The organism is Ruthenibacterium lactatiformans, assembly GCF_000949455.1.
Classification (GTDB): domain Bacteria; phylum Bacillota; class Clostridia; order Oscillospirales; family Ruminococcaceae; genus Ruthenibacterium; species Ruthenibacterium lactatiformans.
The window spans coordinates 1-20,975 of record NZ_JXXK01000003.1 but is presented as its reverse complement, the minus strand read 5'-3'; the positions used below and the strand labels follow the sequence as shown (position 1 = coordinate 20,975).

At 60.6% G+C, this 20,975-nt stretch carries 17 protein-coding genes and 1 riboswitch; of the genes, 8 read left to right on the top strand and 9 right to left on the bottom strand.

The annotated features are described in order from the left end of the window. Positions 1-53: 53 nt before the first annotated feature. The 7 genes from gpmI to TQ39_RS03375 all read right to left on the bottom strand — a co-directional run bounded on the left by gpmI (position 54) and on the right by TQ39_RS03375 (position 8,716). Entirely contained in the window at positions 54-1,574 is a 1,521-nt protein-coding gene (gene gpmI, locus TQ39_RS03410; RefSeq protein WP_050004570.1) for a 2,3-bisphosphoglycerate-independent phosphoglycerate mutase, read from the bottom strand. A gap of 82 nt (positions 1,575-1,656) precedes the next feature. Then, the gene (tpiA, locus tag TQ39_RS03405) at positions 1,657-2,424 is read right to left on the bottom strand and encodes a triose-phosphate isomerase (protein ID WP_050004659.1); all 768 of its coding nucleotides are present in this window, start codon (positions 2,422-2,424) and stop codon (positions 1,657-1,659) included. Between the two features lie 94 nt (positions 2,425-2,518). Next, positions 2,519-3,739, bottom strand: coding sequence for a phosphoglycerate kinase (locus tag TQ39_RS03400; protein ID WP_050004569.1), 1,221 nt, complete (start codon positions 3,737-3,739; stop codon positions 2,519-2,521). Positions 3,740-3,955: 216 nt separating this feature from the next. Continuing rightward, positions 3,956-5,314, bottom strand: a complete 1,359-nt coding sequence (locus TQ39_RS03395; RefSeq protein ID WP_009321911.1) for an NCS2 family permease — start codon at positions 5,312-5,314, stop codon at positions 3,956-3,958. A 105-nt stretch (positions 5,315-5,419) separates the two neighbouring features. After that, positions 5,420-5,523, bottom strand: a riboswitch (purine riboswitch). A 161-nt stretch (positions 5,524-5,684) separates the two neighbouring features. Next, complete coding sequence (locus tag TQ39_RS03385) at positions 5,685-7,172, bottom strand: flotillin family protein (protein ID WP_199488523.1); 1,488 nt, start codon at positions 7,170-7,172, stop codon at positions 5,685-5,687. 142 nt (positions 7,173-7,314) lie between these two features. Continuing rightward, positions 7,315-8,205, bottom strand: a complete 891-nt coding sequence (locus TQ39_RS03380; RefSeq protein WP_009321913.1) for an SPFH domain-containing protein — start codon at positions 8,203-8,205, stop codon at positions 7,315-7,317. Between the two features lie 64 nt (positions 8,206-8,269). Next, on the bottom strand, positions 8,270-8,716 hold the full coding sequence (locus tag TQ39_RS03375) for an NfeD family protein (RefSeq protein ID WP_009321914.1): 447 nt from the start codon (positions 8,714-8,716) through the stop codon (positions 8,270-8,272). A 556-nt stretch (positions 8,717-9,272) separates the two neighbouring features. Between TQ39_RS03375 and TQ39_RS03370 the strand changes: the two genes are divergently transcribed. Then, positions 9,273-10,760, top strand: coding sequence for a zinc ribbon domain-containing protein (locus TQ39_RS03370; RefSeq protein WP_050004567.1), 1,488 nt, complete (start codon positions 9,273-9,275; stop codon positions 10,758-10,760). Positions 10,761-10,852: 92 nt separating this feature from the next. On the opposite strand, the gene TQ39_RS03365 is transcribed toward TQ39_RS03370, so the two are convergent. Then, positions 10,853-12,670 carry a glycoside hydrolase family 13 protein gene (locus TQ39_RS03365; protein ID WP_050004566.1) on the bottom strand — a complete coding sequence of 606 codons (1,818 nt, stop codon included), beginning with the start codon at positions 12,668-12,670 and terminating at the stop codon, positions 10,853-10,855. A gap of 92 nt (positions 12,671-12,762) precedes the next feature. Next, positions 12,763-15,177 (bottom strand): glycogen/starch/alpha-glucan phosphorylase, encoded by a 2,415-nt coding sequence (locus TQ39_RS03360; RefSeq protein ID WP_050004565.1) that lies wholly within the window; start codon positions 15,175-15,177, stop codon positions 12,763-12,765. Positions 15,178-15,398: 221 nt separating this feature from the next. On the opposite strand from TQ39_RS03360, the gene TQ39_RS03355 reads away from it, so the two are divergent. The 7 genes from TQ39_RS03355 (at position 15,399) to mgsA (ending at position 20,882) form a co-directional block, all read left to right on the top strand. Then, the gene (locus TQ39_RS03355; protein ID WP_009321918.1) at positions 15,399-15,740 is read left to right on the top strand and encodes a cell division protein ZapA; all 342 of its coding nucleotides are present in this window, start codon (positions 15,399-15,401) and stop codon (positions 15,738-15,740) included. After that, complete coding sequence (locus TQ39_RS03350; protein WP_050004564.1) at positions 15,740-17,818, top strand: U32 family peptidase; 2,079 nt, start codon at positions 15,740-15,742, stop codon at positions 17,816-17,818. Before TQ39_RS03355 ends, TQ39_RS03350 begins: the two co-directional genes overlap by 1 nt. A 378-nt stretch (positions 17,819-18,196) precedes the next feature. Further along, complete coding sequence (dut, locus tag TQ39_RS03340) at positions 18,197-18,640, top strand: dUTP diphosphatase (RefSeq protein WP_009321920.1); 444 nt, start codon at positions 18,197-18,199, stop codon at positions 18,638-18,640. Between the two features lie 15 nt (positions 18,641-18,655). Further along, positions 18,656-18,922 (top strand): DUF4321 domain-containing protein, encoded by a 267-nt coding sequence (locus TQ39_RS03335; protein WP_009321921.1) that lies wholly within the window; start codon positions 18,656-18,658, stop codon positions 18,920-18,922. A gap of 39 nt (positions 18,923-18,961) precedes the next feature. Continuing rightward, positions 18,962-19,522: a Maf family protein gene (locus tag TQ39_RS03330; protein WP_009321922.1), complete on the top strand. Its 561-nt coding sequence runs from the start codon at positions 18,962-18,964 to the stop codon at positions 19,520-19,522. Between the two features lie 204 nt (positions 19,523-19,726). Next, complete coding sequence (locus TQ39_RS03325) at positions 19,727-20,458, top strand: nucleotide-binding protein (RefSeq protein ID WP_009321923.1); 732 nt, start codon at positions 19,727-19,729, stop codon at positions 20,456-20,458. Positions 20,459-20,477: 19 nt separating this feature from the next. After that, on the top strand, positions 20,478-20,882 hold the full coding sequence (mgsA, locus tag TQ39_RS03320; protein WP_009321924.1) for a methylglyoxal synthase: 405 nt from the start codon (positions 20,478-20,480) through the stop codon (positions 20,880-20,882). Positions 20,883-20,975: the final 93 nt, after the last annotated feature.

Below are 20,975 nucleotides of genomic sequence, written 5' to 3'. Positions count from 1 at the left end.
AAGCGAGAAAGCCCCGCGTCCGGACGGACACGGGGCTTTTTGTACGGCACAGCTTATTCGAGGATGCTTTTGCCCGTCATCTCTTCGGGCTGGGGCAGGCCCATGATCTTGAGCATCGTGGGGGCGATGTCCGCCAGAACGCCGCCTTCGCGCAGCTTTGCATTTTCCACGCCTGCAACCAGGAAAGGCACGGGATTCGTGGTGTGTGCGGTGAAGGGGTGCTCGGGGTCTGGATCGTACATTTTGTCGGCGTTGCCGTGGTCTGCCGTCAGCAGCACCGCGCCGCCCTTGGCCAAAACCGCGCCGATCACTTTGCCCGCACAGGCGTCCACAGCCTCCACGGCCTTGACGGCTGCTTCGAACACGCCGGTATGGCCCACCATATCGCAGTTTGCAAAGTTCAGGATGATGACGTCGTATTGGTCGCTTTCGATACGCTTGACGCATTCGTCAGCCACCAGATATGCGCTCATCTCGGGCTGCAGGTCGTAGGTGGCCACCTTGGGGCTGGGAATCAGCGCGCGGTCCTCACCTTCAAACGGGGCCTCCACGCCGCCGTTGAAGAAGAATGTCACATGGGCATATTTTTCCGTCTCAGCAATGCGCAGCTGCGTTTTGCCGTTTTTGGCCAGATATTCGCCCATAACGTTGTTCAGGCTCTGCGGATGGAACGCGACTTCCACATTGGGCATCGTGGCGTCATACTGGGTGAAGCACACATAGTACAGAGGGAAACGGCCGTTCCGGCGCTCGAAGCCTGCAAATGCATCATCTACAAAGGTGCGGGTGATCTCCCGCGCGCGGTCCGGGCGGAAATTGAAGAACACCACGCTGTCCCCGGCGGATACGCGGCCGCCTTCACAGGTCACGGCGGGCACGACGAATTCGTCCGTCACGCCGTCCGCATAGCTTTTTTTCATCACTTCTTCCGGTGTGCCGTGCACGCCTTCGCCGTATACCATGGCGGCGTAGGCCTTTTCCACACGGTCCCAGCGGTTGTCGCGGTCCATGGCGTAATAGCGGCCCGTGACGGTGGCGATCTTGCCCACGCCGATCTCGGCCATTTTGGCTTCCAGCTCTTCAATGAACCCCTTGCCGGAATCGGGCGGCACATCGCGGCCGTCCATAATGGCATGGACGTAAACATCCTTTACGCCGCCGCGCTTTGCCAGCTCCAACAGCGCATACAGATGCTCGTTGTGGCTGTGGACACCGCCGTTGGAGAGCAGGCCGATGAGATGCAGTGCCTTACCGTCCGCCGCAGCGTTCTTTACTGCGCCCAGCAGGGCCGGATTTTCAAAAAAGCCGCCGTCCTGGATGTCTTTGGTGATGCGAGTGAGCTCCTGATACACGATACGGCCTGCGCCGATGTTCGTGTGGCCCACCTCGCTGTTGCCCATCTGGCCGTCTGGTAAACCGACGTTCATACCGGAAGCGCCGATGGTGGTGTAAGGATACTGCGCGAACAGCTTATCCAGGTTGGGCGTCCTGGCGGCAAGGATGGCGTTGCCGTAGGTTTGGTCGGGCACCCAGCCGAAGCCGTCCAGAATGCAGAGAAGCAGAGGTTTTTTCATAGATGGTTCCTTTCTGAAAAAAGAAATTGAATGGGGATGCGCCGCGCGGGCAGCGCTGTTTTGCAAAAAGAGCAGCGGAAAATTATTTGCCTGCCGCGGCAACGATGGCGGCAAAGTCCGCAGGCTTCAGGGAGGCGCCTCCGATGAGGCCGCCGTCCACATCAGGCTTGCTCAGCAGCTCATCGGCGTTGGCGGCGTTCATGCTGCCGCCGTACTGGATGGTCGTGGCCTCGGCCACTGCCTCGCCGTACAGCTCACCCACCACCTTGCGGATGGCCGCGCAGACTTCCTGCGCCTGGTCCGCCGTGGCGGTGCGCCCCGTGCCGATGGCCCACACCGGCTCGTAAGCGATGATGACGCGGGCCATTTCTTCAGCGGAAACGCCGCCCAGCGCGATCTTCGTCTGCATGCGCACAAGCTCCTCGGTCACGCCCTGCTCACGCTGGGCCAGGCTCTCGCCCACACACACGATCACCGTCAGGCCCGCGGCCAAAGCGGCTTTGGTACGCTTGTTGACGGTCTCGTCCGTTTCGGCAAAGTACTGGCGGCGCTCAGAGTGACCGGTGATGACATATTTCACGCCCAGATCCATCAGCATATCCGCAGATATCTCGCCCGTGAATGCGCCGGATTTTTCAAAATGCACGTTTTCTGCGCCCACACCGATGTTGGTGCCGGCGCATTTTTCCACGGCCGTGCAGAGGCTGGTGAACGGCGTGCAGATGACAACGTCGCAGCCCGCTCCCTGTACGGCGGGAACGAGCGCGTCGATGAGAGACGCGGCCTCGGTGGCGGTCTTATTCATTTTCCAGTTGCCGGCAATGACGGCTTTGCGTTTTGCTTTGTTCATCGTATATTCTCCGTTCTGAAAGATATTGCCCGGCGTCCCGCCGGAGAAAAACCGCAGGGGCAGGCGGGATTCCCGCCGCCCCTGCAAAAGAGTCTTATGCGCCCGCGATGCAGGCGATGCCGGGCAGCTCTTTGCCCTCCAGGTATTCCAGGCTGGCGCCGCCGCCCGTGGAGATGTGCGTCATCCTGTCGGCATAGCCCAGCTGCATCACGGCAGCCGCGCTGTCACCGCCGCCGATGACCGTGGTGGCGTCTGTTTCAGCCAGGGCTTTCGCTACCGCCTTGGTGCCGGCGGCCAGAACCGGGTTCTCGAACACGCCCATGGGGCCGTTCCACACAACGGTCTTGGCGCTCTTCACCGCGCCGGCAAACAGCTCCATCGTTTTGGGGCCGATGTCAAGGCCCATCATGTCGGCCGGGATCTTGTCCGAATCCACCACTTCGACGGCAATCTCCGCGTCGATGGGGTCGGGGAAGGCGGAAGCCACGGTGGTGTCTACCGGCAGCAGCAGGGAAACGCCCTTTTCCTCGGCCTTCTTCAGCATATCCTTGCAGTAATCCACCTTCTCCAGGTCCACAAGAGATTTGCCGACTTCGCAGCCCTTGGCGGCCAGGAACGTATAAGCCATGCCGCCGCCGATGATCAGCGTGTCCACCTTGTTCAGCAGGTTTTCAATGACGTTCAGCTTATCGGCGACTTTCGCGCCGCCCAGGATGGCCACGAACGGGCGCACAGGGTCGTTGACGGCGTTGCCCAGGTAACGGATCTCTTTCTCCATCAGGTAGCCCACAGCGGTGTCCTTGATGTAGTCGGTAACGCCGGCGGTGGAGCAGTGGGCGCGGTGTGCGGAGCCAAAAGCGTCGTTTACATAGGCGCCGTCCGTACCCACCAGATCGGCCAGGTCTTTGGAGAACTCGGGCAGATTTTTGGTTTCTTCCTTGCGGAAACGGGTGTTCTGCAGCAGCACAACATCGCCGTCCTGCATTGCGGCAACGGCGGCTTTGGCATTTTCGCCCGCCACATTGTCGTCATTGGCAAACACGACGGGCTTGCCAAGCAGTTCGGAGAGGCGCACGGCGACGGGCGCGAGACTGAATTTTTCCTCGGGACCGTTCTTGGGCTTACCCAGATGGCTGCACAGAATGACCCGGCCACCGTTCTCGATCAGCTTTTTAATGGTGGGCAGAGCGGCCACGATGCGGTTGTCATTGGTGATGACGCCGTCCTTCATGGGGACGTTGAAATCGCAGCGGACCAGAACGTTTCTGCCCTTTACCTCAATATCTTCAACTGTCTTTTTGCCAAGAGTGCTCATATGCGTAACTCTCCCTTTCCTGCGGCTTTTTGATTGTCTTTCGGTCTTGCGCGGGCAATATGCCACGTCTTTTCTTATTATAGTATTTTCCCGGCTTTTTCGCAAGCATTCGGCTGATATTTAATTAACAAATCGGCGCGTGCAAACTGCATGCAAACGGGCTGTAATGCACAAAAAACGCCCCGGCGCAAAGCCGGGGCGAAAAGTGCCTGAATTTTAGAAGCAGAGCGTGACGATGCGCAGCACGAACAGCGCGAACACGACCCACATCACGGGGTGGATGTCCTTGACCTTGCCGCGGAAGATCTTCAGGAACATCCATGTCAGGATGCCGAACATGATGCCGTTGGCGATGGAATAGGTGAACGGCATCATGATGATGGCCACAAAAGCGCCCAGCACGTCGGCCATATCGCCCTCGAACTTCACCTTCAGCACGCTGGACATCATGAACAGGCCCACGATGATGAGCGCCGGAGCAGTGGCGAAGCTGGGGATGGCGCCGAACACGGGCCACAGGAACAGCGAGAGGATGAACATCGCGGCCGTGGTGAGAGAGGTGAGGCCCGTGCGGCCGCCCTCGGCCACGCCGGCGGAGCTTTCCACATAGCTGGTGACGGTGGAGGTGCCCAGGCAGGCGCCCGCCACGGTGCCGATGGCGTCGGCCATCAAAGCGCGGCCCACGCGGGGCAGCTTGCCGTCCTTATCCAGCATGTTGCCCTTTGCGGCAACGCCGATGAGCGTGCCCACGGTGTCGAACAGGTCAACGAACAGGAACGCGAACACGATAACTGCAAATTCAACGGTGTTGTTCAGCATGAAGCTGAAGTCGAATTTGAACGCGGTGTCGCCCAGCGCCGCAAAGTTGGGCAGGAACGAGCCGGAGGGCAGCAGCGAATACACGCCGGCCTCGGGGTTCACCGCATACCAGCCCGTGAACTGCGCAATGATGCCCAGCCCCCACGTGATGAGGATGCCCCAGAGAATGGCGCCCTTGACATTGAAGTACAGCATCAGGCCGATGATGATCACGCCGATGAGCGCGAGCGCGACCTGCGGCTGGGCGATGTCGCCCAGAGCCACCTTCGTGGAGGCGTCCGCCGCGGCGATGCCGGCGTTCTGCAGGCCGATGAATGTGATGAACAGGCCGATGCCCGTGGTGATGCCGTATTTCAGGTTCTCGGGGATGCAGTTGACCAGCGTCTCACGGAACTTGAACGCGGAAAGAATGATGAAGATAATGCCTTCCACCAGGATGGCGGTGAGGGCGATCTGCCAGGGATTGGCCTGGTCCGCCAGCTCGCCCAGGCAGATGGTGTAGGCAAAATAGGCGTTCAGGCCCATGCCGGAAGCCAGCGCGATGGGATAGTTGGCCAGAAGGGCCATCACGATGGTGGCCACCGCCGCCGCAAGGGCAGTCGCCATAAAGACGCCCTGGCTGTTCATGCCCGCGTCGCCCAGCATGCTGGGGTTCACGGCCAGGATGTACGCCATCGCAAGGAACGTGGTGATACCAGCCATGACTTCGGTCTTCACGTTGGTACCGTTTTCTTTCAGATGAAAGAGCTTTTCCATGATATTCCTCCTCGGTAATTTTAAGCTGAAACAGGGACGTCCCCGTTCGCAACAAAAGAAAAAGGCGGGCAAACGAGCCCGCCATAAAACAGCAAAGGCCGCAGAGCTGCGGCGTGCTGTTTCAATAGTCGGGACGGTTTACGGCTTGCCCGGTAGAGACTGCCGGCCCATATCGCCGGCGTTATATTGAAACATGTTAACAAACTGTGAAGAATACGTTTTTATTCTACCGAAATACCGTGACAATTACAATGTGCATTTTTGCCGATTTTTCGATGTTTTTATCCGTGTGTTTGGGCGAAAGGGCACAAGCGGAGCCGAAAAACAGAAGTCCCCGCGCCGGATAGGCGCGGGGAAAGAGCGGAGCGCGTTATTCGGCCGGTGTGCCGGCGTTCTGCTTCGGGGCGCGGGGAGGCTTGGACGGTGCGGCGGGCGCGGGCTGGGCGGCATCCGCGAGCTTGCCGCCCAAAAAGCCGGAAAGCACGCTCTGCAGGTCCACGCCGGTGCTCTCTTTCAGGCCGTCCGTCACCTGGGTAACGGTCTGCATGATGTCCCGTGTCAGCTTGGCGCTGTTGCCGTCGCCGTACATGGTGATTTTATCCACTTTCGTCAGCGGCTCGGCGGCGTTTTTCACCACGTCGGGCAGGGCGTTGAAATACATCTCCAGCACGGCGGCCTTGCCCATCTTCGTCATGGCTTCGGCTTTTTTCTCAATGCCCTCGGCCTCCGCCACAGCTTTGGCACGGATGGCCTCCGCCTCAGCCAGCCCCTTGGCGCGGATGCCCTCAGCTTCCTGGGCACGGGCGAATTTTTCAGCCTCGGCCTGTACCTTCATAGCCTCGGCCTGCTGTTCCTGCTCGTATTTTTTGGCCTCCGCCTCGCGCTGGCGCTCGTACAGCTCGGCGTCTGCCTTCTGCTGGCGGGCAAAGCGCTCGGCTTCGGCCTTTTTCCGTACCTGGGCATCCAGGGACTGCTCCATGACCTCGGCTTCCTTCTGCTTGAGCAGGATCTCCTTCTCCTGCTTGGCGATGTTGGCTTCAGCCGTGGTGATCTCAATGGATTTGCGCTGCTGCTCCTCCTGGATGCGGTACGCCGCGTCGGCCTCGGCCTTTTTGGTGTCGGTGGCCTTCTGCAGCTCGGCCTGCCGGATGGCAAGCTCCGTCTTTTTCTCCGCGATCTCCTGTGCGGCGGCGACCTCGGCGTCGTTGGCTTCCTTCTGGGCGATGGCGCGTGCCTTGGCGATCTCTTTCTCACTCACGGCGCGGGAAATGGCCGCGTTTTTCTGGATCTTGACGATATTGTCCACACCCAGGTTCTCGATGACGGCGCTGTCGTCCACGAAGTTCTGTACGTTGAAGCTGACGATGTCAAGGCCCATGGCGGCCAGGTCCGGCTCGGCGTTTTCTTTCACCAGGTTGGCGAATTTCTGGCGGTCGGAAACCATCTCCTGCAGCTCCATTTTGCCCACGATCTCGCGCATGTTGCCCTCCAGAACCTCACGGGCCACGCTGGCAATGTAGTCTACCTTGCGGTTCAGAAAGTTCTGTGCCGCGAGGTTCAGCAGGTCGGGCGTATCGCTGATCTTCACATTGACGGCGGCGTCCACCTTGATGTTGATGTAATCCGCCGTAGGCACGGCGCTGGATGTTTTGACGTCGATGGGGATGAGCTGCAGGCTCAGCTCGTCCTTTTTTTCAAAAAACGGTATTTTGACGCCCGCCTTGCCGATGAGGACCTTCGGCGTTTTGCGCAGGCCCGAGATGATGTAAGCGGTGTCCGGGGACGCTTTTACGTAGCCCGTGACGAAGACCAGCACGATGAACAGTACGGCAACGGCCGCAATGATCCATACGATCACAGCAAAAAACCTCCTCTTTTGGTGCATTGGATGAAAGTGAAAACCGGTTCCGGGTACAAAAAGGGCGCGGTGCGTGCACTTTTCCGCGCGCACACCGCGCCGCCCCGTGATCCGGGCTTACGATGCTTTGGGCCCCGGCGCGTTATTTCGCGTCGGTCACGGTCTCCTTGGCCGCAGCCAGCAGGCCGGTCAGGTTCTGGATCTCGCTGGGAATGATGAGCTTCGTGGCCTTGCCGTCGGCAACCTTCTGCAGGGCTTCCAGGCTCTTGATGGCCAGCACCTTGTCGGTGGGGGCCGCGTCGTTCAGCAGGCGGATGGAATCGGCCAGGGCCTTCTGAACGGTCATCAGCGCCTGTGCTTCACCTTCGGCCTCGCGGATGCGCTGCTCGCGCACGGCGTCGGCACGCAGGATAGCGCTTTCTTTTTCGCCTTCGGCCACAAGGATGGCGCTCTTCTTTTCGCCCTCGGCGCGCAGGATGCTCTCACGGCGCTGGCGTTCCGCCTTCATCTGCTTTTCCATGGCGTCCTGAATCTCTGCTGGCGGGATGATGTTTTTCACTTCGACGCGGTTCACCTTGATGCCCCATTTGTCGGTGGCTTCGTCCAGAATGGCCGTGATCTTGGTGTTGATGGTGTCACGGCTGGTGAGGGTGTGGTCCAGCTCCATGTCGCCGATGATGTTGCGCAGCGTGGTGGCGGACAGGTTCTCAATGGCGGAGAGCGGGCGCTCCACGCCGTAGGTAAACAGCTTCGGGTCGGTGATCTGGAAGAACACCACGGTGTCGATCTGCATGGTCACGTTATCGCGGGTGATCACAGGCTGGGGCTTAAAGTCCACGACCTGCTCCTTGAGGGAGACTTTTTTGGCGATGCGCGTGACAAACGGCGTTTTGAAATGGAAGCCTGCCTCCCATGTGGTATAGTACACGCCCAGGCGCTCTACAACATAGGAATAAGCCTGGGGAACGATGGCGATGTTCGCGATGAGGATCACGAGCGCCAGCACAATTAGAATCAGAAACAGAATCAGCATGATAGTCCTCCTTTAAATTGGGTGTTTTATACGTTCCGTCAAGACGGAAACAGAATACAGGGGGTCATACCGCCGCAGTGGCGGTGTCGGGGCGCACGGTCAGCGTTGCGCCGTCCACGCTCAGCACCACGCACAGGGAGCCCGCGGGAATGGTTTGTTCGCTGCGGGCGTTCCAGTCCACGCCGTCCAGCCGTACACGGCCCGTAACGTCGGGCGTGACCTCAACGAGAACCTGTGCCTTGCGGCCGACGTTGATGTCCGCGTTGGTGGGCACACGGCGCGCGGTCATGCGCTTTTTCACCAGCGGGCGCGTCGCGGCCAGGGCCACGGCGCTTACCACCGCAAACACCGCGAACTGCACCAGCCACGAGGAAGTGAACCCCGAGACGATGAGCGCAGCCACCGCCCCGGCGGCAAACCAGATGCTGACAAGGCTCACCGTCAGCGCCTCCACGACGACGAACGCGATGAGCAGTATCAGCCAGACCAGGGAAGAAATTGTAAATGCCATAATGTGTTTACCTGCCTTTCTGCCGCGTCCGTGTAACGCAGCCGTGGTTGCCGCCGCGCCGCGCACCATGTACGGGCGTACGCTGCGGCCGGGTGTCCGGTCGACCTTCGCCGCAGAAGCCAAGCCGGGCTTTTGGCTGTGCCGTTTGGGTTTCTGCTTGCTCTTATTGTACCATATTTGTCAAAGGATTGACAAAGTCCAAAAAAAGCCGGTTTCGCCCGGTTTTGGCCTTGGGGGGCGTTTTTTTCAAAGCTACTGCCCCAATCAAACCCGGGGAACGCCGGGCGAGGCCGGGCCGCGCCGCCCGAAAACCGGCCCGCCAGGCGCTTTTATACCTATTTATATAGGCCGCCGGGGGCCCGGCAGGCATGCGGAATGCTTTCAACGGTTCTCGCGCAGGCGCTCCCGCGCGCCGCAGCAACCGGCGGCTTGCGGCGGTGCACGGCGTAGTATATAATATCTTCTAGAATTATACGGCGTTTGGGCGAGAAAACTTTCAAAAACAGGAAATCTGTGAACAAAGGGCACCGCGGCCCGGCGCACGGGAGGCATAAAAATGGAATGCAGATATTGCGGACAAAGGCTGAAGGACGGGTACGAATACTGCCCAAACTGCGGTGGGCGCGTGGAGCCGCCGGAGCAGCAGGCGCGGCCGGTGCAGCCCGCATATGCGCCGCAGGGCGCATACAGCGCGCCTGTACAGAGGTATTCCCCGCAGGAAGCGGAGGGCTGTGTCTACGGCATGCTCCAACCCGGCGCCGGGCTGGGCCGGGTCGTTTCGCCCTATTACGCACGGGAATTTGCAGACATCGCTGCGGGCGGAAGAGGCCGCTTCAATGCGGCGGCATTCTTTCTGGGGCCGTTCCATCAGCTTTACCGCGGCTGTTACAAACGGTTTGCGCGCACATATCTGCCCTATTGGCTGGCGCTGCTGGCCGTGCTGGGCGTGAGCCTTTCCTTTTTTGGAAAGCTGTGTGTGGAGCTGGCCGGCTACGGCGGCCGGGCCGCAGAGCCGACGCAGGCGTTTTTCGTGTGGATCGCCGCGATCCTGCTGCTGTCCCTGGGCGTGAGCGTCTGGGGCATTGCACTGAGCATTTACAACGGCGTGACCTTTAACCGCCGGTATTTTGAGCAGCAGCACGGTGATCCGGCCGTTCCGGCGCATACGGGCGCAGTCGTCGGCGGAGCGGCAGCCTGGGTGGGCGTTTATATCATCGCCGTTGTGGCGCTGGTCGCAGCGCTGCTTCCCGCCGCCATGCAGGATGCGCAGCAACATCAGGCACCGGGCACGCTGCCTTATGCACAGAGCGTGCCGCAGGCGCTGCCGGATGACAACGCCACCTACGGCACGGAGCATTACGGAGCGGCGGTATCGGATGCGCTGGAAGCGCACTGGGGCGAGGGCAGCGACCAGGCTTTGCTCAACGGCTATATCCCCGCACAGGCCGCGGGCGGCACGCTGGAAGAACGGCTGCGCGGTTCACACCTGTTTTACAGCGACGCCCGCACACTGGACGAGCTGTTTGCGGCGGCCGAGGATGTACAATGGTACACGGATTACGAGCCGGACGCCGACGGCACCGAATACGCCGACGCCTCATGGATTATGGGTGATACAGTGCTGGTGTGCGTGTTTGCAGTGTCGGACACATACACGTGGGTCGTGGATTTTTATTCGTATCTGAACGGCGAGGACCCGACAGCGGATGGCTGTTATACCTTCTGGGACGAGGAGCGCAGTGCGCTGCTGCTGGAGCTGTACGGTGAAAACGCTCCGGAAGAGCCGTCGCTGGCGCGGCAGATGCGCGGCGCGTGGGTAGATGGCGCAGGCGGGGCCGTTCTGCTGGATGAATCTTTTTTTGACGGAACCGATTATACGCTGGGCACGATGATGGACGGAGGCGTACAATGCTGGGTGCAGGACGACGGCTCCTACATCGTGTTCGTGTTGGACGAGACAGGCAACGCGCTCACCGCGCGCTGGTACGACGGCTCTGGCACGCTGCGCGCCGAGCAGTCCTTTACCCGGGGCACGCCGGGCTGAGGATGAACGGAGCAGGGCAAATGCAAAAACCGCGTCAGGTTTTCCCTAACGCGGTTTTTGCATATTATGAGGCCGGATGTATTGTGAAAAGCTCATTCCGGGTCGGTCACAACGGCAAAGCTGCAGGGCTGCACTTCGACGGTACGTCCCAGAAGCACGGTGCGCACCTGCTGTTCGGTCCGGTTGATGCACACGGCAGCCACGGCGGCTTCGGCGCGGCGCTCGTAGCACAGCACGCCGCCCTGTGCCTGGGTGACGGCCAGCGTTCCGTCGGCAAAAGCGGGGCAGCTTTTGCGCAGGGCGGCAAGGTTTTGCAGCACGGGGCGGATGCGCGTTTCCCGGCTTTCCCAATCGAAAAAGGCACGGTTGAACGGGTCCTTGTATCCCTGCATGCCGATCTCGTCGCCATAGTAGATGCTGGGGATGCCCGGCAGCGTAAAGATCATCGCATAGGCCAGCGTCATCAGGCGGCGGCCGTTTTCATACTGCTCGGGCGTCAGGCGGCGCGCGCTCTGCCAGTATCGGTCACGGCCCTCGCAGCTCTCGCCCGCGATGGCGGTAATGGCGCGCACGGTATCGTGGGTGGACATGAAGTTCATCAGCACATGCAGTGCCGGGGCGGGGTAGTGCTCGCAGATACGCATGATGTCGTGGGCGGCTGTGCGGGCGTCGCCGCCTTTCACAAAAGCCAGCGTAGCGTCCTTGAACGGATAATTCATTACCGCATCCAGGCCTTTTCCCAGCAGGTAGGTGCGGCGGCGGCCGTAGCTCCACTTGTTGGTGGCGTCCTCCCACACTTCGCCCAGCAGATATTTTTCGCTGCCGTGACGCTTGACGGCGCGGCGGATCTCCTCAATAAAATCATCGGGCAGCTCGTCGGCCACATCCAGGCGAAAGCCGGAAGCCCCCAGGCCGAGCCAATAGTCGATGACGCCGCCCTCCCCGCAGATGAACTCACGGTAGGAGCGGTCCTCTTCATTCACCTCGGGCAGCGTTTCAAAGCCCCACCAGCAGCGGTAGCCGTGGGGATAGTTCGGTGAAAAATCGTACCAGCGGCGGTACGGGCTGTCCGGTCCCTGCCATGCGCCGAAGGAGGCGTAGCGGCCCTCGCGGTTGAAGTAGACGGAATCCGAACCGGTGTGGCTGAACACGCCGTCCAGCACGACGTCGATGCCGCGGGCTTTGGCGGCGCGGCACAGCTCTGCAAAATCCTCGTTGGTCCCCAGAACCGGGTCCACCTTGCGGTAGTCCGCGGTGTTGTAACGGTGGTTGGCGTGGGCTTCGAAGATGGGGTTGAGGTAGATGCATGTCACACCAAGGCTGGCGAGGTACGTCAGCTTTTTGCGGATGCCAGGCAGGTCTCCGCCGTAATAGTCCATGTTCAAATAGCCCTCATGCTGTTCGTTTGGCCAGAAATAGGGTTCACTGCGCTTGTCCGGGCGGTAGATGCGGTCGGCATAGGGCATGGTAGCATGAGGGTTGCTTTCAAAGAAGCGGTCCGGAAAGATCTGGTAAATGACGCCGCCGCGCAGATGGCTTGGAGTCTGAAAATCCTTTTCGTATACCGTCAGCTGCCAGGCCTCGCCGTCGCCTGTTGTAACATATGCCTCGCCAAGCTGCCCGGCGTATAGTTTGCGGTAGCCGGTGTAAAGGTCAAAATAATAGAAATAGAGCCCTGGCTCCTGCGGCTGTATCGTAGTGGAGAACACGTCCATACCGTTGCGGAAGTATTGTTTTTGGAGCGGGAACAGGGACGGCTGTTCGCCGTCCCTGTTGAAAAGCAGATAGGGTGTGGTGCAGCCGAACTCCACGGGAACCGTCAGCGTAAAGGCAACGGTCTCTCCGGCGCGGACCGCACCGAAAGGGGTCTTGTAAAAAGTGTCCTGGCTGTTGAAAATGGTCACGGGCATTCCGATTGCTCCCATGCAGTTTTATTTGGCGGGCGCTGGTCGCGTCCGCAGACATCCGGGCGGAAACGCACGGACGGATGCGGCGGGCGGATCTATTTGATGGGCTTTACGTGCCAGATATCGCGGGCGTAATCGTTCACCGCCCGGTCGGCTGAAAAAATGCCTGCGTTGGCAATGTTCATCAGGCTCATGCGGTTCCACACGCCGCGGTCTCGGTACAGCCCGCTCAGGTCGTTCTGGGCGCGGCGGTAATCGGCAAAATCGGCCATCACCATATATGGGTCGCTGGTGCGCAGGTTGTTCACGATCTCATGGAAGCTCTCGCCGCCCCAGCCGCGCTCCAGAAATGCCAGCACCTCGGCAGCCTCGGGGCAATTGTTGATGAAGCCGGAGGGATGGTAGCCGAAGCGCTTCAGGTCGTTCACCTCGGGCGTCAGCATGCCGAAGATGATCTCGTTTTCCCTGCCGGCGGCCTCTGCGATCTCTACATTCGCGCCGTCCAGCGTGCCCAGCGTTACCGCGCCGTTCAGCATGAACTTCATATTGCCCGTGCCGGAGGCCTCGGTGCCCGCAAGGCTGATCTGCTCACTCACTTCGCTGGCGGGCATCAGACGCTCGCTGGTGGTGACGTTGTAGTCCTCCAGATACACCACGCGCAGCTTTTCACGCACCATGGGGTCCGCGTCGATGAGCGCGCCCAGCTTGCAGATCAGGCGGATCATCTGCTTGGCCATATAGTAGCCCGGCGCGGCCTTTGCTCCGAAGATATACGTTTTGGGAACCACGTCCGCGTTGGGGTTGTTCTTGATATACAGGTACTGCGCCGCGATGTTCAGCGCGTTCAGATGCTGGCGCTTATACTCGTGCATGCGCTTGACCTGCACGTCGAACAGTGTGTGCGGGTCGATCTCCTGCCCGGTGACCTTCTTCAGATGCTGGGCGAAGATCACCTTGTTGGCGTCCTTCACATCCTCCAGAGCGCTGAGCACTTTTTTGTCCGCCTTGAATTTCTCCAGCTTTTTCAGCTCGGACGCATCCTTTTTGAAGCCGGGGCCGATGGTGTCCTCCAGAAGGCCCGTCAGGCCCGGATTGGCGGCCAGAAGCCAGCGGCGGTAAGCGATGCCGTTGGTCACGTTGGTGAATTTTTCGGGGCTGTACAGGAAATAGTCGTGGAACACGCTCTGCTTGATGATCTCGCTGTGCAGCTGAGACACGCCGTTGATGGAATGGCACACATAGCAGCAGATGTTGGCCATGCGCACCTGGCCGTCGCCCAAAACGGCCATGTAGTTGATCTTGCCCTCGTCGCCGGGGAAGGTGCGCTCCAGGTCGGCGCGGCAGCGGTGGTCCAGCTCCACGCAGATTTGGTAAATGCGCGGCAACGTCTTTTTAAAAATATCCTCGTTCCACTTTTCCAGCGCTTCGCTCATGACGGTGTGGTTGGTGTAGGCGAAGGTGCGGCGGGTGATATCAAAGGCTTTTTCCCAAGTATAGCCGCATTCGTCCAAAAGAATGCGCATCAGCTCCGGAATGGCCAGCGTGGGGTGGGTGTCGTTGACGTGGATGGCGACCTTATCCGGCAGGTTTTCCAGCGTGCCGTACTGGGACAGGTGGTTCTTGGCGATATCCCCGATGGACGCGGCAGACAGGAAATACTGCTGGCGCAGACGGAGGATCTTGCCCTCGATGTGGTTGTCGTTGGGGTACAGCACCTTGCTGATGAGCTCGGCGTTGGCGCTCTTGGTGATGGCGCTGCCGTACTCGCCCGCGTTGAAGCTGTCCATATCGAAGCCGGGCGCCTTGGCCTGCCACAGGCGCAGCTGGGAAACGCCGTTGGAATCGTACCCGGCCACATACATGTCGCTGGGTACGGCGATGACGCTGGAATAGTTTTTGTGCTCCACATGGTGGTATACGCCGTCCCAGCTCTCCTCGATCTCTCCGTCAAAGCGCACCTCCACGGCCTGGTCCGGATGGCTTTTCAGCCACACGCCGCCGCCGGGCAGCCAGTTGTCGGCGCGTTCCTGCTGCCAGCCGTCCACGATCTTCTGCTTGAAGATGCCGTATTCGTACAGGATGGAATAGCCCGTGCCGGGGATATCGTCGGTGGCCATACCGTCCAGATAGCACGCGGCCAAACGGCCCAGGCCGCCGTTGCCCAGGCCCGCGTCCGGCTCCTGCTCGTAGATATTGTCCAGCTTCATGCTGTAATCCCGCAGCACCTCGTCCGCCACGCCGCACAGGCCCAGATTAAGCAGGCTGGTCTTCAGGCTGCGGCCCATCAGAAATTCCATGCACAGGTAATACACCTGCTTGCCGTTGGCGCCGTAGGTGCGCGCGATAAAGCGCTTGCGCTTTTCGCTGAGCATGCCCCGTGCAATGAGTGCAAGCGCGCGGTAGATCTGTTCGTCCGTTGCCGACGCGATGTCGATGGCGAATTCATTGAACAGCTTTTCAGTCAGCAGCTTTTCAAATTCTTTTTTGGTATATCTGGTGTTCAAAATCATCTACTCCTCTTTTCAGGGGGAATGAAAAACCGCGCACATGCAGGGCGCGGCCAGACGGAAAAATCATCCCACACGTTATATATTATAGTATTTTTTGGGCCCTACTTCAACAAAATACGTTTTTTTATAAAAAGTTTCAAAAATCCACTTTCTATCTTCGGGCAATTCGTTTATAATGGGTATAAAACAGGACGTATCGTCAGGAAGGGGTTTCACACAAGATGCCTGCAAACAAGATCAAGCTTGAAATTTGCGGTTCCAATTACGTCATCGCTACGACGGATACCGAGGAATATGTGCTGTCTCTGGCTGAAAAGCTGGATTCTGATATGACACAGATGCTGGCCAGCAATCCCACGGCTTCCGTCACGACGGCGGCCGTCATCACCGCGCTGGGTTATCTGGACGAGCTGAAAAAGAGCACCAGCGGTGCGGACAACATGCGCGCGCAGATCAAGGATTACCTGGAGGACGCCGCCAAGGCCAAGCTGGCTGCCGAGGAGGCCCGCCGCGAGGTGGAGCGCCTGCGCCGCGAGATCGGCTATTTGAAAGAGAAGAAGTAATGCCGAGCCACAGCAATTCCACAAGGCCCGAGATACTGGCGCCCGCCGGCAATGCCGACATGCTCTGCGCAGCCGTTTTTGCGGGAGCGGACGCCGTGTACCTCGGGCTTCAAAATTTCAATGCCCGCCGCACGGCGGGCAATTTTACCACCGAAGGCCTGCGGCAGGCGGTGGCTTTTTGTCATGCCCGGGACGTGCGCGTGTATGTAACGCTGAACACCACGCTGTATCCCGGTGAGCTGACAGCTCTTGCCGAGGCGGTGGCCGGTATTGCGGCTGCCGGGGCTGACGCCGTCATCACGCAGGATCTGGCCGTGGCCGCGCTTGTGCGCCGAATGGCGCCGGGCCTGGCGCTGCACGGCTCCACGCAGATGAGCGTGCAGAGCCTGGACGGTGCGCGCCGTCTGGCCGCACTGGGTTTTACACGCGTGATTTTGGCGCGTGAGCTGACGCTGTCCGAGATCGCCGGCATCACTGCGGGCTGCGGAATTGAGACCGAGACCTTCGTCCACGGCGCGCTGTGCATGAGCGTTTCGGGCCAGTGCTATATGAGTGCGTTCCTGGGAGGGCGCAGCGGCAACCGGGGCGGATGCGCGGGGCCGTGCCGTCTGCCCTTCGACGCATCGGGCACGCCCGGGCCGGCCGCGGGGCATCATCTGAGCCTCAAGGACATGTCTGTCATCGGTCATCTGCCGCAGCTTTCCGCCGCGGGCGTGGCCAGTGTGAAGATCGAGGGACGGCTGCGCCCGCCGGAATATGTGGCCGCGGCTGTCAATGCCTGTCTGCTGGCGCGGGCGGGTGAACCGTATGACACACGGCTTTTACAAGATGTATTTTCACGTTCTGGTTTTACAGATGGTTATTTAACTGGAGCTCGGAACGGGAGCATGTTCGGCACACGCACCGAAGGAGACGCCGCCGCCGCGAAGGCGGCGGCGCCGCGCCTGCGGGAGCTGTACCGCCGCGAACGCCCCCGCGTGGGCGTGGGGCTGGAGCTGACTTTGGAAGAGGACGGCGCGAAGCTGGCCGTCCGGGACGCCGACGGCAACCGTGCGGTGGTGTACGGGGAGCGGCAGCCCCAGCCCGGGCAGAAGCCGCCGGAGGAGGCGCGGGCGGCTTACCGCCGCTCGCTGGAAAAAATGGGCGGGACCCCGTTTTTTCCGCAGGAGGTCGCGGTGCGGGGCGCACAGTGGTTCCTGCCGGGCAGCGAGGTGAACGAGCTGCGCCGTCGGGCGCTGGAGTCCCTGCTGGCAAAGCGGGAGCAGCCACGCCCCATCCCGTGCGCAAAAGTGCCGCAGGCTTTGCTGGAGGCGCCGGCCCGTGCTGCAAAGCAGGAAGGATATGCCGTCCGGCTCGCGCATGCGGCGCAGCTGCCGCGGGAGACCCCACAGGACGCGGCATGGTTCATTATGCCGCTGGCCCAGTGGCGGGACGTGCCGCCGGAGCTGAGGAGCAGAACCTGGCTGGAGGCGCCTCGGGCTTTGTTCGGCGGAGCCGAGGAGGCTTCGGCGCGCGCCGCGTTCGAGAGCCGGGACGCGGGCTTTGCGGGCTATGTGGCGGAAAATATCGCTCAGTTTACCACGCTGGAGGGCCTGCCGCTGGCGGGAGGCTTCGGGTTGAATGTGACGAATCCGCTCTCTGCAAAAGAGTACGCCGCGCTGGGCGCGCGGATGCTGACGCTCTCGCCGGAGCTGACGCTGGAGGATATGGCGCGCATTTCCGCGCCGGTGCCCGTGCTGGCTCTTGCTTACGGGCATATGCCCCTGATGCTGACGCGGGCATGCCCGCTGCAGAATGTGCGGGACTGCGGAGGCTGTGACCGAAAGGGCGAGCTGCTGGACCGGAAGGGCATGCGTTTTCCGGTGCGGTGCAGCGGCCCTGCGGGCGCGCGCACCGTGTACAATCCCATCCCGATTTATGTGGGGGACCGTCTGAAGGAACTGCCCGTGGAGCTGCCGCTGCTGTATTTCACCATCGAAACGGCGGCGCGCGTGCGGGAGGTGCTGGCGCTGGTGCGGGAGGGCCTGCCTTTTGACGGTCCGTTCACCCGGGGCCTGTATTATAAGGGGACGAATTAAGCCTGTAGAAAAAGCAAGGAGGAAAAAAGCGCCCGGGGAAGGCCGGCGGCGGGAAAGCCGCGCATCTTTGCAAGGCAAAGTGCGTGCCGTGCGGCAAATGCCGAAAAAATGGGCGGTTGCTGCGCCCGCAGGCGCGTGCCGGAGCGCTGCAGAGCCTCCTGTGCGGATGCCGCGCCGAGAGCGCGGTCCCTTTGTGCGAAGATGCTTTTTTCATTCAAAATGCCCCGCGGCGTTCCGCAGGGCCGATGCCGGGGTGTGCAGAGCGAAGCGGCGGACGAAGACTGCCGTGCGTGGCGAAGGGGGCCGAAAGACCTGTTTGTAAACAACTCGGCGGAAAAGCAAAGCTTTTTGACAAGCTGGAATTGGGAGGTTTGAGATATGGTTTTGAAATACAAAAAAGTGCGTCCGGGGGCGGCATTGCCCGGCCGGGCCACGCCCGGCAGCGCGGCGGCGGACCTGCGCGCCGTGTGCGGTGACGAAGGCGTTACCCTGCAGCCCATGGGGCGTGCGGTGATCCCTACGGGCATCGCCGTGGAACTTCCGGGGCCCGAATATGTGGCGCTGGTGTTTGCGCGCAGCGGCCTTGCCGTAAAAAACGGGCTGACGCTGTCCAACGGCGTGGGTGTCATTGATTCCGACTACCGGGGCGAGATCTCGGTGGGGCTGGTGAATCTTTCGGACAAGCCCTATACGGTGCAGAACGGCGAGCGCATCGCCCAGCTTGCGGTGATGCCCGTTGCCTTGCCCGACATGCTGGAGGTTGAAACGCTCACCGACACAGAGCGCGGCACGGGCGGCTTCGGCTCCACAGGACGGCAGTGAAAAGGAGGGGGAACCATGAAACTCAAGCGTAATCTGCTTTTGATCTTTTTTATTCTTGCAGGAATCGTGCTGGGCGGCATGCTTGCCAACCTGTGCGCCAATATCCCGTTCCTCAGCTGGCTGGCGTATTCCAGCTCCATTGGCTTCAACGCCGACAGCCCATTTGTGCTGGATCTCTCGGTCATCAAGCTGACGTTCGGCTTTTCCATGGGCATCAGCGTGGCGCAGATCATCACCATCGCGCTGGCCATTTTCTGCTACAACAAAACGAACCTGCGCTGAGCTGCGGCCCGGCGCTTTTACGGAAAGAAGGGACCTGACATGGGAATTATCCTGGCTTCATCGTCGCCCCGCCGCAGGGAGCTGATGGCGCTTATCACACCGGATTACACGGTGCGCACCAGCGACGTGGACGAACGGGCCATCCGTGCCGAAACGCCCGCGCTTCTGGCACAGAAGCTGGCCGCTGCCAAATGCCGCGCCGTGGCGGAGAGCTGCCCTGAGGATGTGGTCATCGGCTGCGATACGGTGGTGGACGTGGACGGCGCGGTTTTCGGCAAGCCTGCGGACCGGGACGACGCGCGGCGCATGATACGCGTTCTGGCGGGCAGGGGCCACCTGGTGCACACAGGCGTGTGCATTGCCGCACAGGGACGGGAGCTGTGCTTCGCCGCAACCACAAAAGTGGTGTTCGGCGCGCTTTCGGACGCGGAGATCGAGGCGTACATTGCGACAGACGACCCCTACGACAAGGCCGGGGCCTACGGCGTGCAGAACGGCGCGGCCAAATTTGTGGCGGGTATCGAGGGCTGCTATTTCAATGTGATGGGCTTCCCGGTGTCCCGTGTGTACAATGCGCTGAAAGAGCTGGACGTGCTTTGAGCTGCCTGAACCAGCCTGTACAAAATTTTACAAATGGACGCGCGGCAGGCAAAAAAGGGCGGCGCAACAGAAAAGCCGGCGGGAGATTGGCTTTTTTCTGTGAATGTGCCAAAAAATTTTGTTGTACAAACAGCTTTTTTGTGATATACTGAGGAGCAGAGTGGGGTATAGGCCCTGCGTGTGAATTTTAGGGAAAGGGACGACATGGGCGCGAATGTGATCATGGTCGCCTCGGGCAAAGGCGGCACCGGCAAAAGCACGGTAGCTGTGCTGCTGGGGGCCGAGCTTGCCGCGCGCGGCAGGCGTGTTTTGCTTGTGGAGCTGGATTCCGGCCTGCGCAGCGTGGATTATATCGCGGGCGTATACGGCAAGACTGTGTACGACGTGGAGGACGTGCTGAACGGCCGCTGCGAAGCCGGCAAGGCCGTGGTGGAAAGCCCTGTGTACCGCAACCTGTATGTGATCTCGGCTCCGTACTCCGGCGGACATATCCTGCCGGCAGCGCTGCGCGTGTTTGTAGAAAAGGTCGGCCCTGTGTTCGACACCATTGTGCTGGACACTGCGGCGGGCATGGGCGTTCCGTTTGAGGCGGCGATGGGCGTGGCCCACCGCGCGCTGCTTGTACTTACGCCGGACCCTGTATCCATCCGCGACGGACGCATTGTGTGCGACGCGCTGGAGGCGGGCGGGTGCCCGGAAATACGTCTTATCATCAACAAGGTGCCGCGCACGCTGGCAAACTGCGGCATACAAAGCCTGGACGAATGCATCGACACCGTGGGCGCACAGCTCATCGGGGTGGTGCCGTTCAGCACCGAAATACAAAAAGCGGGCGCGACAGGCGCGCCGCTGGCTCCGGCGGGCAGGCCCCGTCTGGCGCTGCGCGCCATTGCCGCACGCCTGTGCGGACAATATACGCCGCTCGTGATTCGATAAATATGAGGAGGATGCCCAAATGAACATCGCGTTGATCGCGCACGATTCCAAGAAGGAACTGATGGTGCAGTTCTGTATTGCATACTGCCGCGTGCTTTCCCAGCACGATCTGTGCGCGACAGGTACGACGGGCAAGCTTGTGGCGGAGGCCACGGGCCTGCGCATCCAGCGTTTTCTGTCCGGCACCCATGGGGGCGACCAGCAGATCGCTGCGCGCATCGCCTGCAACGAGATCGACCTGCTGCTCTTCTTCAGAGACCCGATCAGCGCGAAGCCCCATGAGCCCAATGAAATGAATCTGCTGCGCCTGTGCGACGTACACAATATCCCCATCGCGACCAATATCGCCACGGCCGAGGTACTCATCCATGGCCTGGAGCGCGGCGATCTGGACTGGCGCAATATCGTCAACCCCAACCGCTGAATGTATGCAACTGCAAATGCCCCGTCTATAGGACGGGGCATTTTTGTATGTCGAAAACCACTCGCTAGGCGAGTGGTTCAAAAGAAGACTAAA

Coding starts and splice junctions, on each gene's coding strand:
- gpmI (WP_050004570.1), bottom strand. CDS start 1,574: ATGAAAAAACCTCTGCTTCTCTGCATTCTGGACGGCTTCGGCTGGGTG.
- tpiA (WP_050004659.1), bottom strand. CDS start 2,424: ATGAACAAAGCAAAACGCAAAGCCGTCATTGCCGGCAACTGGAAAATG.
- TQ39_RS03400 (WP_050004569.1), bottom strand. CDS start 3,739: ATGAGCACTCTTGGCAAAAAGACAGTTGAAGATATTGAGGTAAAGGGC.
- TQ39_RS03395 (WP_009321911.1), bottom strand. CDS start 5,314: ATGGAAAAGCTCTTTCATCTGAAAGAAAACGGTACCAACGTGAAGACC.
- TQ39_RS03380 (WP_009321913.1), bottom strand. CDS start 8,205: ATGCTGATTCTGTTTCTGATTCTAATTGTGCTGGCGCTCGTGATCCTC.
- TQ39_RS03375 (WP_009321914.1), bottom strand. CDS start 8,716: ATGGCATTTACAATTTCTTCCCTGGTCTGGCTGATACTGCTCATCGCG.
- TQ39_RS03370 (WP_050004567.1), top strand. CDS start 9,273: ATGGAATGCAGATATTGCGGACAAAGGCTGAAGGACGGGTACGAATAC.
- TQ39_RS03365 (WP_050004566.1), bottom strand. CDS start 12,670: ATGCCCGTGACCATTTTCAACAGCCAGGACACTTTTTACAAGACCCCT.
- TQ39_RS03360 (WP_050004565.1), bottom strand. CDS start 15,177: ATGATTTTGAACACCAGATATACCAAAAAAGAATTTGAAAAGCTGCTG.
- TQ39_RS03355 (WP_009321918.1), top strand. CDS start 15,399: ATGCCTGCAAACAAGATCAAGCTTGAAATTTGCGGTTCCAATTACGTC.
- TQ39_RS03350 (WP_050004564.1), top strand. CDS start 15,740: ATGCCGAGCCACAGCAATTCCACAAGGCCCGAGATACTGGCGCCCGCC.
- dut (WP_009321920.1), top strand. CDS start 18,197: ATGGTTTTGAAATACAAAAAAGTGCGTCCGGGGGCGGCATTGCCCGGC.
- TQ39_RS03335 (WP_009321921.1), top strand. CDS start 18,656: ATGAAACTCAAGCGTAATCTGCTTTTGATCTTTTTTATTCTTGCAGGA.
- TQ39_RS03330 (WP_009321922.1), top strand. CDS start 18,962: ATGGGAATTATCCTGGCTTCATCGTCGCCCCGCCGCAGGGAGCTGATG.
- TQ39_RS03325 (WP_009321923.1), top strand. CDS start 19,727: ATGGGCGCGAATGTGATCATGGTCGCCTCGGGCAAAGGCGGCACCGGC.
- mgsA (WP_009321924.1), top strand. CDS start 20,478: ATGAACATCGCGTTGATCGCGCACGATTCCAAGAAGGAACTGATGGTG.